This is a genomic window from uncultured Thermomonas sp. (assembly GCF_937872235.1).
Lineage (GTDB): Bacteria > Pseudomonadota > Gammaproteobacteria > Xanthomonadales > Xanthomonadaceae > Thermomonas > Thermomonas beijingensis.
This window is the reverse complement of sequence record NZ_CALMPC010000127.1, coordinates 1-11,726: the sequence shown is the minus strand read 5'-3', so window position 1 is coordinate 11,726 and position 11,726 is coordinate 1. Positions and strand designations below refer to the sequence as shown.

At 62.7% G+C, this 11,726-nt stretch carries 10 protein-coding genes and 1 pseudogene; 10 read left to right on the top strand and 1 reads right to left on the bottom strand.

Annotated features, from left to right (window positions below; translation table 11 throughout):
- From QWB57_RS10945 to QWB57_RS10905, 9 genes and pseudogenes are all read left to right on the top strand, one after another.
- Positions 1-454 (top strand): annotated as a pseudogene (locus tag QWB57_RS10945) (restriction endonuclease subunit R); the annotation flags it as partial.
- Positions 455-525: 71 nt separating this feature from the next.
- The gene (gene xth, locus QWB57_RS10940) at positions 526-1,314 is read left to right on the top strand and encodes an exodeoxyribonuclease III (RefSeq protein ID WP_223629577.1); all 789 of its coding nucleotides are present in this window, start codon (positions 526-528) and stop codon (positions 1,312-1,314) included.
- Positions 1,315-1,318: 4 nt separating this feature from the next.
- Positions 1,319-1,951: a 16S rRNA (guanine(527)-N(7))-methyltransferase RsmG gene (gene rsmG, locus QWB57_RS10935; protein ID WP_288969555.1), complete on the top strand. Its 633-nt coding sequence runs from the start codon at positions 1,319-1,321 to the stop codon at positions 1,949-1,951.
- 61 nt (positions 1,952-2,012) lie between these two features.
- The gene (locus QWB57_RS10930) at positions 2,013-2,810 is read left to right on the top strand and encodes a ParA family protein (protein WP_223629579.1); all 798 of its coding nucleotides are present in this window, start codon (positions 2,013-2,015) and stop codon (positions 2,808-2,810) included.
- Positions 2,807-3,739, top strand: coding sequence for a ParB/RepB/Spo0J family partition protein (locus QWB57_RS10925; protein WP_223629580.1), 933 nt, complete (start codon positions 2,807-2,809; stop codon positions 3,737-3,739). Before QWB57_RS10930 ends, QWB57_RS10925 begins: the two co-directional genes overlap by 4 nt.
- A gap of 10 nt (positions 3,740-3,749) precedes the next feature.
- Positions 3,750-4,481 carry a glycosyltransferase family 2 protein gene (locus QWB57_RS10920; RefSeq protein ID WP_223629581.1) on the top strand — a complete coding sequence of 244 codons (732 nt, stop codon included), beginning with the start codon at positions 3,750-3,752 and terminating at the stop codon, positions 4,479-4,481.
- A 20-nt stretch (positions 4,482-4,501) separates the two neighbouring features.
- Positions 4,502-4,825 carry a lipid-A-disaccharide synthase N-terminal domain-containing protein gene (locus tag QWB57_RS10915; protein WP_223629619.1) on the top strand — a complete coding sequence of 108 codons (324 nt, stop codon included), beginning with the start codon at positions 4,502-4,504 and terminating at the stop codon, positions 4,823-4,825.
- Positions 4,826-4,923: 98 nt separating this feature from the next.
- A complete protein-coding gene (locus tag QWB57_RS10910) occupies positions 4,924-6,663 on the top strand; it encodes a DUF885 family protein (protein WP_288969557.1) in 1,740 nt (579 codons plus the stop codon).
- Positions 6,664-6,679: 16 nt separating this feature from the next.
- Positions 6,680-7,423 carry a CPBP family intramembrane glutamic endopeptidase gene (locus QWB57_RS10905; protein ID WP_288969552.1) on the top strand — a complete coding sequence of 248 codons (744 nt, stop codon included), beginning with the start codon at positions 6,680-6,682 and terminating at the stop codon, positions 7,421-7,423.
- A 73-nt stretch (positions 7,424-7,496) separates the two neighbouring features.
- Here QWB57_RS10905 and acs read toward each other — a convergent pair whose 3' ends face one another.
- Positions 7,497-9,440, bottom strand: coding sequence for an acetate--CoA ligase (gene acs / locus QWB57_RS10900; RefSeq protein ID WP_288969551.1), 1,944 nt, complete (start codon positions 9,438-9,440; stop codon positions 7,497-7,499).
- Positions 9,441-9,721: 281 nt separating this feature from the next.
- Here acs and QWB57_RS10895 point away from each other — a divergent pair.
- On the top strand, positions 9,722-11,726 hold a 2,005-nt coding region (locus QWB57_RS10895; protein WP_288969549.1), incomplete at its 3' end, for a M13 family metallopeptidase.

Genomic DNA, 11,726 nt, shown 5'->3' with positions numbered 1-11,726 from the left:
ATACCAGCGCATCGGTGATGGGGAGTACTACGCGCAGGAATTGTTCCAAGAGAAGGAGCTGCGGGGTTACATCGACAACATGCTGATGAACACCGAAAAAGCCGTGTACGAACACGTGGTCTACGACTCGGATGTAGAGCGCAATTTCGCCAGCGAGCTGGAGCGGAACGAAGCGATCAAGGTCTATGCCAAGCTGCCGGGCTGGTTCAAAATCCCGACCCCTCTGGATAACTACAACCCGGACTGGGCGGTGCTGCTGGTTGGTAACGATGGACAGGAGCGCTTGTATTTTGTGGTTGAAACCAAGGGCAGTCTGTTCAGCGATGCACTACGGCCAATCGAGGAAGGCAAGATCAAGTGCGGCAAGGCGCACTTCCTGTCGCTGGCTGTTGGCGAATCGCGTGCGGAGTACGTCGTCGAGCGGTCGGTGGAGGGATTGCTGTCGCGGCTTTAGGTAATCAGTTCGAGTTCTGAGCCCCGGTTCGGGGTAGAACCCTCCAATTAAATCAACTGGATATCGCGATCATGAAAATCGCCAGCTGGAACGTCAACTCCCTTAACGTGCGGCTGCCGCAATTGCAGCAGTGGTTGGCCGACTTCGCACCGGATGTGGTGGGCTTGCAGGAAACCAAGCTGGAGGATCATCGGTTTCCGGAAGATGCGCTGCTGGAGGCGGGCTATCGCAGCGTGTTTCATGGCCAGAAGACCTATAACGGTGTGGCCCTGCTGGCGCGGCACCCCATCGCCGCGGTGCAATCGGGCATCCCGGATTTCGCAGACCCGCAGGCACGCGCGATTGCGGCCACCGTGAACGGTGTGCGCATCGTCAATCTGTATGTGGTCAACGGGCAAGACCTTGGCACCGACAAATACGATTACAAACTGCGCTGGCTGGATGCGGTGCATGGCTGGCTGGCGGAGGAACTCAAGGCGCATCCCCATCTGGTGGTGCTGGGCGATTTCAATATTGCGCCGGATGACCGCGACGTGCCCGATGCCGCGGTATGGAATGACGACCACATCCTCACGTCCAGCGCCGAGCGCAGCGCCTATCAACGGCTGCTGGCGCTGGGCCTGCACGATGGCTTGCGGCTCAAGCACGACGACGCGGCACTGTTCAGCTGGTGGGATTACCGGCAAGCGGCATTCCGCCGCAATCTGGGGCTGCGGATTGATTTGACCCTGGTCTCGGATGCACTCAAGGCACAGGTGCAGGCAGTGGGCATCGATAAAACACCGCGCAGCTGGGAGCGCCCCAGTGACCACGCCCCGGCGTGGGTAGAGCTGCGCGGCCAGGCGCAGCTTCTACAATAGGCCGATGCACGACACCCTGCGCCCCGCATTAGAGACAGGCCTGACCCAACTGGGGTTGCCGACCGCACTGGCCACGCCGTTGCTGGACTATCTGGCGCTGCTGGCGCGCTGGAATGCCACTTACAACCTCACCGCGATCCGCGACCCGCACGAGATGCTGGTCAAGCATGTGCTGGACTCGTTGGCGATGCAGCCGTTTGTGGGTGCGCTGCACAGCTTGGCCGATCTGGGTACCGGCCCCGGCCTGCCCGGCATCCCGCTGGCGATTGCCACCCCCGGCCTGCACGTCACCTTGGTGGAGAGCAACGGCAAGAAAGCGCGCTTTTTGCGCGAAGCGGTACGCCAACTCAAGCTGGGCAATGTCAGCGTGGCCGAATCCCGCATCGAGGCGTTCCAGCCTGGCACCCCCTTTGATGCCATCACCGCACGTGCGCTGGCCACCTTGCCGCTGATCTTGCAGCTGGGCGGGCACCTGCCGGGGCCGGCCGGGCATCTATTGGCGATGAAGGGTGCGCTGCCACAGGACGAGATCGACGCCCTGCCGGCGGGCTGGCAGGTGGCCGGCATCCATACGTTGCAAGTCCCCGGCTTGGCGGCAGAACGGCATCTTGTGGACATCGTGCGGACGCAGGCATAGGGCATAATCCCCTGTCCTGCCTGCGCGCCGCGCAGGCCCAGCCGCAGGAAACACACGCCGCATGGCCCGCATCATTGCTATTGCCAACCAGAAAGGCGGGGTTGGCAAGACCACCACCGCCGTCAATCTGGCCGCCGCCTTAGCGCGTACCCCCAAGCGCGTGCTGCTGGTGGATCTGGATCCGCAGGGCAATGCCACCATGGGCAGCGGCATCAACAAACGCGAGCTGGACACTGCAATTACCGATGTCTTGCTGGGCGATAACAGCGCGCAGGACGCACTGCTGCGCTGCGAAGACGGCTACGACCTGCTGCCCGGCAATATTGATTTGACCGCCGCCGAAATCCAGTTGATGGATGCCGAGAATCGCAATGGCCGGCTCAAACAGGCGCTGGCTCCTTTGCGCGATGGCTATGACTTCATCCTGATCGATTGCCCGCCGTCGCTGTCGCTGCTCACGCTGAATGCGCTGAACGCCGCCGATTCGGTGTTGGTGCCGATGCAGTGCGAGTACTACGCGCTGGAAGGACTGTCGGCATTGATCGACACCATCGACGCGCTCAAGGACAGGCTCAACCCCCAGCTTGAAATCGAAGGCGTGCTGCGCACCATGTTCGACGTGCGCAACAATCTGGCCAATGGCGTGTCTGCGGAGCTGATCCAGCATTTTGGTGACCGCGTGTTCCGCACGATCATTCCGCGCAATGTGCGTTTGGCCGAAGCACCCAGCCACGGCCAGAGCATCATCGGCTACGACAAAGCCAGCCGCGGCGGCGTGGCCTATCTGGGCTTGGCAGGAGAAGTCTTGCGTCGCCAGCGCGAACGCAATCAGGCGCAGGCAAAGGAGAACACAGCGTGAGCGAGGCAAGCAAAAGCAGCGGCAAGAAGCGGGGACTGGGGCGCGGCCTGGAAGCGTTGCTGGGACCCAAGGCTGCGGCCTCGGCACCGGTGTTGGAAGCGCAACCTGGCGAAGCGCTGCGCAGCTTGCCGGTGGACGCCATGGTGCCCGGCAAATATCAGCCGCGCCGCACCATGGACGACGCCAAGCTGGATGATTTGGCGGCCTCCATCAAAGCACAGGGTGTGATCCAGCCGATCGTGGTGCGTGAACGCCTAGGCGCCGATGGCAAGGGTGGCCGCACCTACGAAATCATCGCCGGCGAGCGCCGCTGGCGCGCCTCGCAGCGCGCCGGGCTGTCCAACGTGCCGGTGGTCATTCGCGCAGTCGATGACCGCACCGTGGTGGCGATGGCGCTGATCGAAAACATTCAGCGCGAAGACCTGAACCCGCTGGAAGAAGCGCAAGCGCTGCAACGCCTGATCGACGAATTTGACCTCACCCACGCCGCTGCCGCCGAGGCGGTGGGGCGCTCGCGGGCGGCGGTGTCCAACTTGCTGCGCCTGCTGGAATTGCCGGAACCGGTGCGCGCCTTGGTACAAAGCAGCGCGATTGAAATGGGCCATGCCCGCGCCTTGTTGCCGCTGGCCGAGCCGATGGCGATTGCCTTGGCCAAACAGGCCGCCGAGGAGGGCTGGTCGGTGCGCGAAGTCGAGCGCCGCGTGCAACTGATCGCAGCCGGCAAAGTGGTCACCGAAGCCAAGAAACCGGCCCCCAAGGCCAAGCCCAAACAAGCCGACATCGCCAGTTTGGAACGCGAACTATCCGACACCTTGGGCAGCAAGGTCAGCGTACTCAACGGGCGCGGCAACAAAGGCAAGCTGATCATCCATTACGCCAATCTGGATGCGCTGGACGGCGTGCTGGAACGGCTGCGCAACCGTACGTGAGTCACCCCGCATGAGCGCACATCCACAACTGTCGGTGGTTGTCCCCGTGCATAACGAGGAAGACAACGTCGCGCCGTTGGTCGCGGAAATTCTCGCTGCACTCCGCGGCCGTATCGATTTTGAAATCGTGTATGTCGATGACACCTCGCGCGATGCCACCTTGCAACGCCTGCGCCAATTGCAGGCCAGTACGCCCGAGCTGCGCGTCATTCGCCACCTCGCCAATGCCGGGCAAAGCACCGCCGTACGCAATGGTGTCAAGGCGGCGCGCGCGCCGTGGATTGCGACCCTGGATGGCGATGGCCAAAACGATCCCGCCGATATTCCACACCTTCTGGACAAGCGCGCCAGCGCCGTTGCCGATGTGAAATTGTTTGCCGGCTGGCGGGTCAACCGGCAGGATTCCGGCAGCAAGCGCTGGGCCAGCAAATGGGCGAATGCGATTCGCAGCCGCATGCTGCACGATGCCACCCCGGACACCGGCTGCGGGATCAAATTGTTCGAACGTGAGGCATTCCTGGATTTGCCGTATTTCGACCACATGCACCGCTACCTGCCGGCCCTGATGCAGCGCGCCGGTTGGCAAACCGTCAGCGTGCCGGTCAATCATCGCCATCGCACCGCTGGGGTGTCCAAGTACAACAATCTGGGCCGTGCACTGGCAGGTATCCGTGACCTGCGCGGGGTGGCGTGGTTGATTGTGCGCAGCCGGCGCACCGCCGTTGAGGAAGTGACGCCGTGATGTTGCCGCCGGTGGGCTTCATGGATACGCCGGTGGCCGCGCTGGCGTGGACCGGCATTCACATGAGCCCGTGGAAATTGATCGGGTTGATCGGCGCACTGATGTTTGGTGGCCGCTGGTTGGTGCAGTTCATCGCCAGCCGCCGGCACGGCAAGCCGGTGATCCCGCGTTTGTTCTGGTACATGAGCATTGTCGGCAGCCTGATGACGCTGAGCTATTTCATCTTCGGCAAGAATGACGCCGTGGGTATTTTGCAAAACCTGTTCCCCAGCTTCACCGCCTGCTACAGCCTGTATCTGGATATTCGCCACCGCGGCTGGAAGCGCGACCGCGCCGGGCATTGAGCAGGGCAAGAGGGGTATCGCCACACGCAACCCATCTTGCATTGTTGTCCCCTCCTGACTGGATTGCATCCGTGAAACGACTGCTGCTTGCCCTCTGTCTGCTGCCTGCGTTTGCCGTTGCCCAAACTGCCGCGCCAGCTGTGCAGCCCACCGTCGCAGACAAAGCCTTCCAGTCGATCTACCAAACCGAATGGACATGGCGCACGCAGCAGTCCTCTGGTGGTGATGAGGATGGCGATCCCAACGCCGCCGCACGCAACCGCAGCCTGCCCGATGTCAGTCCGCAAGCACAGGCCAACAAGCTGGCTTATCTGGAGGGTGTGCTCAAGCAACTGGATGGCGTGAATGTACGGGCGCTTTCGGCGGGCGAGCAATTGAACTACGCGATCTATCGCCCGCAGATCGAGCACACGGCGGCGGCGCTGCGCTTTCGTGATTATGAAATGCCGTTCAATTCGGATAGCTCGTTCTGGTCGAATCTGGATTTCATGGCCCGCGCCGAGCTGCGCGATGCCGCCGCCTACCACGCCTATGCCGCACGCCTGCGTGATGTGCCGCGCTACTTCGACCAGCAGATCGCCAACATGCGCGCCGGCCTTGCCCGTGGGTTTTCGGTGCCGCGCGCGGTGCTGGACGGACGCGACGATTCCATCGCGATGACGGCGCACCTGAAAGACCCCGAAGCGGCTTCGCTGTGGGCACCCTACACACGAATGCCCTCCACCATTCCGGCCGAGCAACAAGCGGCACTACGCGCAGAAGGCCGCGCCGCCATCGCGGATGCGGTGATTCCCGCATTTTCCAAACTGCTCACCTTCTTCCGCCAGGACTACATGCCCAAGGCGCGCATCACGCTGGCCGCCGAAGCCATGCCCAATGGCAAGGCGTGGTATCGCGAGCAGATTCGCAACTACACTACCTTGGACTTAACGCCCGATGAAATTCATGCCATCGGCCTGCAAGAAGTTGCATCCATCCATGCCGAGATGGACGCGATCATCGACCAGGTGGGGTTCAAAGGCCGCTCGCCGCAAACGCGCTTTGCCGACTTCCTGAGCTTCCTGCGCAGCGACCCGCAGTTCTACGCCAAGACCCCGCAAGAGCTGCTCAACGATGCCGCCTGGATCAGCAAACGCGTGGATGGCGAAGTGGGGAAAATCATCGGCACCCTGCCGCGCGGGCGCTTCACCATCGTGCCGGTACCGGCGTCCATTGCGCCGTTCTGGACCGCAGGCCGGGGCGGTGCGGGTACCTATTGGCTGAACACCCATGACCTGCCCAGCCGCCCGCTGTACAACCTGCCGGCGCTGACCCTGCACGAGTCTTCCCCCGGGCATTCCTTGCAGCAATCCTTGGTGTTGGAACAAGGCGAGCTGCCCGGCTTTCGCAAGGAATACATCAGTGCCTACGGCGAGGGTTGGGGCCTGTACAGCGAATGGCTGGGCAAGGAAATGGGCATCTACCAGACCCCGTATGAAGACTTCGGCCGGCTGACCTATGCGATGTGGCGCGCCTGCCGGCTGGTGATCGACACCGGCGTGCACCACATGGGCTGGACGCGTGCACAGGCGCTGGCCTACCTGCGCGACAACACCGCGCTGTCCGAGCACGAGATCACCACTGAAGTGGATCGCTACATCAGCTGGCCGGGACAGGCGCTGTCCTACAAATTGGGCGAGCTGACCATCCGCCGCCTGCGCGGCGAAGCGGAAACCGCACTGGGCAGCAAATTCGACGAGCGAGCCTTCCACGACGTGATTCTGTCGCAAGGCTCGGTGCCGCTGCCGGTACTGGAAACCCAAGTGCGTGCGTGGGTGGCGACACAGCAGACGAAGTGAACACAAGGCAACGCCCATGAACAAGCGCGTCTTACTCGGATTCTTGTTGCTGCTGGTGGTCTATCAGGCCTCGGAAGGCCTGCAAACCGTGGTTGCACGCGGCAATCCGCTGGGGCCGGCATTGATGCTGTTGGCGCTGGCCCTGGCATGGCCGGTGGGGCGCTGGATCGACGGCAGCGGTTGGCGCGCGTTCGGGCTGCTGCGCCCGCGCTGGCTGGGGCTGCTGGGTGGTGGGTTGCTGCTGGCGATCCTGGCGAAATTTGCCGCCGAAGCATTGGCGCTGGGGCTGGGCATCGAGACGTTCGCACCGATGCTCGCGTTGCCGGTTTCGGCCTTGGGCCTGCTGGCGCTGACCACCTTTATCCCGTCACTGGCCGAAGACATCCTCACCCGCGGCTTTCTGCTGCGCTTCACGCCCAAGCCGCTGGGCTTCTGGGCCTATGTGCTGGCTTCGGCGCTGCTCTACACCGGCAATCATCTGTGGCGCTTCGACTGGGGCCTGACCGAACAACTGCGCCTGTTCTGCCTCGGCCTGGCCTACGCCGCGGCAGCCTATCGCTTCCGCTCGCTGTGGGCCGCCGTGGGTCTGCATTGGGGCTGGAATTTTGCCGGTGCCGCGCTTTCGCAAGCGTGGCCCACCACGCTGGCGGACGCCGCCAGTGGCCGGCTGGTCTCGGCGGCCGTGCATTTGCTGCTGTTTGCCGTCATTGCCGGCTGGGTGCACGCAGCGCAGCCCGCCGATAACCCCAGCAAGGTTTGATCGAAGGTCGAGCACTCTGCGGTGGCCGCAGAGCTGCTCGGCCCGCAACCCGGCCGCGCGCTGCGCAAGTTGCTTACGCCTCGCGCCGGTTTTGCACCAGCGACTCCACCACCGAGGGATCGGCCAGGGTCGTGGTGTCGCCGAGTTGGTCGGGGGCGTTTTCGGCGATCTTGCGCAGGATGCGGCGCATGATCTTGCCGCTGCGGGTTTTGGGCAGGCCGGGCGCCCACTGGATGAAGTCGGGGGTGGCGGTGGGGCCAATCTCGTTGCGTACCTGTTGCACCAATTCGCGGCGCAGGGCTTCGCTGGGCTCGATGCCCTGCTTCAACGTCACGTAGGCATAAATGCCTTGGCCCTTGAGGTCATGCGGGAAGCCCACTACCGCCGCTTCGGCCACATCCTTGTGCAGCACCAGGGCGCTTTCCACTTCGGCGGTACCAATCCGGTGGCCGCTGACATTGATCACATCATCCACGCGGCCGGTGATCCAGTAATAGCCATCGGCATCGCGGCGGCAACCATCGCCACTGAAATACATCCCGGGATAGGTTTTGAAATAGGTGTCGATGAACCGCTGGTGGTCGCCATACACGCTGCGCATCTGCCCGGGCCACGAATCCAGCAGTACCAGATTGCCTTCGGTAGCGCCATGCAACACATGGCCCTCGGCATCCACCAGGGCCGGCACCACGCCCGGCAACGGCTGGGTGGCTGAACCGGGTTTGAGATCCGTCACCCCGGGAATGGGGGTGATCAAAATGCCGCCGGTTTCGGTTTGCCACCAGGTATCCACGATCGGGCAACGCGCCTCGCCCACCACATCGAAATACCAACGCCACGCTTCCGGATTGATCGGCTCGCCCACGCTGCCCAGCAGGCGCAGACTCTTGCGCGACGTTGCCCGCACCGGCGCTTCGCCTTCCCGCATCAAGGCGCGAATGGCGGTGGGTGCGGTATAGAAAATCGTCACCTGATGCTTGTCGATCACCTCCCAGAACCGGGAGAAATTGGGATAGTTGGGCACGCCTTCAAACATCACCTCGGTACAGCCATTGGCCAGCGGGCCATACACGATATAGCTGTGGCCCGTCACCCAGCCCACATCGGCGGTGCACCAGAACACATCATCGGGTTTGAGGTCGAAGGTGACATCGTGGGTGTACGCACTCCACAGCAGATAGCCGGCAGTGGTGTGCAACACGCCTTTGGGTTTGCCGGTGCTGCCGGATGTGTAGAGGATGAACAACGGGTCTTCCGCGTGCATGCGTTCGGGTTCGCAGGTCGCCGGCTGGCCATCCATCACCGCATCCAACCAACGGTCGCGCGGCATCTGCATGTCCACCGCGCCGCCGGTATGCCGCACCACCAGCACGGTCTCCACCGAGTGGGTGCCGGGCAGCTTGAGCGCCGCGTCCACGTTCGCCTTCAGCGGCACCTTCTTGCCGCCGCGCAGGCCTTCGTCGGCGGTGATGATCAGCTTGCTGGTGCAGTCGGCCACACGGTCGGCGATGGAGTTGGGCGCGAAGCCGCCGAACACCACCATGTGGATCGCACCGATGCGCGCACAGGCCAGCATCGCAATGGCCGCCTCCGGGATCATCGGCAAATAGATTGTCACGCGATCGCCCTTGCCAATACCCAAATTGCGCAGTGCGTTGGCCAATTGGCAGACGCGCGCATGCAGCTGGCGGTAGGTGAGTTTTTGCGCCACCGCATCGGGGCTGTCGGGCTCGAAAATCAGTGCGGTTTTATCGCCGTTTGTTGCCAGATGCCGATCCAGGCAATTCACGCTGGCGTTGAGCTGGCCATCGGCAAACCAACGGATGCGGAAGTCTTTCAGATCAAAGCTGACATCCTTGATGACGGTGGGTGCGGTGTACCAATCCAGGCGCGTGGCCATCTGACCCCAGAAGGCATCCGGGTCTTGCCGGGCCTGGGCGTAATCGCGTTGGTAATCTGCAGCTGAAAGATTGGCCTGTGCCGCAAATGCCGGATCCACCGGGTATAAGTCGCTCATGTGATGCTCCAAGGATGCGGTGCGCGCACGACACCGTGCGTAGTTCTTGAGTGTGCCGCAAGCGCGCCGGGCCAGACGTTGATTTCCTGTTAAATCCGGTGCAATTTCGCCATCTTGTCCACAAGACAATCTGACTTCCTGCACATGTTTGCAACTGCAAACGGTGCAGGATAGGCGCACCGTGGTCCTGTTTCACGCATCCCCATCACGCATTCCTTTCACTCAAGAAGAGCCTTCTCATGTTGCCAGCCTCCTTTCGCCGCACCCCGTTGGCGCTTGCCATGCTCTGCACTCTTGCCGGCCTGTCACTGACCGCCTGCAAACCCAAGACCGAATCCGCCAGCACCGCGCCGGTCGCCGCCGCACCCGTTGCCGCGCCCACCGTGGGCATTGATCTGGCCGGCATCGACAAAGCCGTGCAGCCGGGTGACGACTTCTACGCCTATGCCAACGGCATCTGGCAGCAGAAGACCGAAATTCCCGCCGACCGCGCCAGCACGGGGGTGTTCTACAGCGTGTTCGAAAAGGCGGAAAAGCGCCTGTCCGATTTGGTGCAGGGCCTGCAAAAGCAAAACCCGGCCGTCGGCAGCAACGAGCGCAAGATCGCCGATTATTACGCTGCCTACATGGATGAAGCCGGCATCGAAGCGCATGGCATGGCACCGCTGCAAGCCAAGTTGGCGGAAGTGGATGCAATTGCCGATGGCGCGTCCCTGTCGCGCTATCTGGGCGGCACGTTGCGCGCCGACGTGGACCCGGTGAACGCCACCAATTACTACACCGAACACCTGCTGGGGCTGTTTGTGGCCGCAGGTTTGAATGACCCCAGCAAGAACACCGGCTACCTGCTGCAAGGTGGCCTCGGCATGCCCGACCGCGAGTACTACCTGTCTGCCGACAAGGACATGGCGAAAAACCGCGAGGCCTACAAAACCTACATCGCCGCCCTGCTCAAACAGGCCGGCCAGGCCGATGCCACCCAGCAGGCGCAGGCCATCTTTGATCTGGAAATGAAGATCGCCAAGGCGCAGGCCAGCGTGGTGGATACCCAGGACATCCACAAGGCCAACAATCCGTGGCCGGTGGCCGACTTCGTCAAGCAAGCGCCGGGCATGGATTGGACGGCATTCTTCGATGCCGCCGGGCTGGCCAAGCAGTCCACCCTGATTGCATGGCAGCCCAACGCCATCAAGCAACTGTCGGCGCTGGTGGCCAGCCAACCGCTGCCGGTGTGGAAGGACTACCTGCGCTTCCACCTGATCAACCAAAGTGCAGGCCTGTTGCCCAAGGCCTATGCCGATCTGCGCTTTGGCTTCTATGGCACCCAGTTGTCGGGTGCCACCCAGCAGCGTGATCGCTGGAAGCGCGCACTGGCCGCCACCGACAGCGCGCTGGGCGATGCCATCGGTCAGCTGTATGTGAAACAGTACTTCCCGGCCAGCTCCAAGGCGCAGGTGGAAGATCTGGTGCACAACATCCTGGCCGCGTTCCGCGATGGCGTGGACAAGCTGGCATGGATGACCCCGGAGACCAAAAAGCAGGCCAAGCAGAAAGCCGAAACCATGCTGGTGGGCGTGGGCTATCCGGACACGTGGCGCGATTATTCCAAGCTCGACATCAAGCCCGATGACGCTTTGGGCAATGCGCAACGCGCGGGCCTGGCCGAATACCAGCACCAGCTGGCCAAGCTGGGCACTCCGCCCGACCGCAAGGAATGGTGGATGACCCCGCAAACCGTGAACGCAGTGAACCTGCCCCTGCAAAATGCGATGAATTTCCCGGCCGCGATTCTGGAAGCGCCGTTCTTCGATCCCAAGGCCGATGCGGCCGCCAACTACGGCGCGATCGGTGCGGTGATTGGCCACGAAATCAGCCACGGGTTCGATAATCTGGGAGCCGAATTCGACGACCAGGGCCGCCTGCACAATTGGTGGACCCCCGATGATGCCGCCCACTTCAAAGCCGCCGCCGACAAACTGGCCGCGCAGTACGACAGTTACGAAGCGCTGCCGGGTCTGCACATCAACGGCAAGCAAACCTTGGGCGAAAACATCGCCGATGTGTCCGGCCTGCAAGCGGCGTATGTGGCCTATCACAAGTCACTCAATGGCAAAGACGCCCCGGTGATCGACGGCCTGACCGGCGATCAGCGCTTCTTCCTTGCGTTTGCACAAGCCTGGCGCACCAAGATGCGCGATGCCGCACTGCGCTCGCAGGTGGTGGGCAACGAACACGCCCCCGGCCAGTGGCGCGCACTCACCGTGCGCAACATCGATGCGTGGTACG

Coding starts and splice junctions, on each gene's coding strand:
- acs (WP_288969551.1), bottom strand. CDS start 9,440: ATGAGCGACTTATACCCGGTGGATCCGGCATTTGCGGCACAGGCCAAT.
- QWB57_RS10920 (WP_223629581.1), top strand. CDS start 3,750: ATGAGCGCACATCCACAACTGTCGGTGGTTGTCCCCGTGCATAACGAG.
- xth (WP_223629577.1), top strand. CDS start 526: ATGAAAATCGCCAGCTGGAACGTCAACTCCCTTAACGTGCGGCTGCCG.
- rsmG (WP_288969555.1), top strand. CDS start 1,319: ATGCACGACACCCTGCGCCCCGCATTAGAGACAGGCCTGACCCAACTG.
- QWB57_RS10905 (WP_288969552.1), top strand. CDS start 6,680: ATGAACAAGCGCGTCTTACTCGGATTCTTGTTGCTGCTGGTGGTCTAT.
- QWB57_RS10915 (WP_223629619.1), top strand. CDS start 4,502: ATGGATACGCCGGTGGCCGCGCTGGCGTGGACCGGCATTCACATGAGC.
- QWB57_RS10930 (WP_223629579.1), top strand. CDS start 2,013: ATGGCCCGCATCATTGCTATTGCCAACCAGAAAGGCGGGGTTGGCAAG.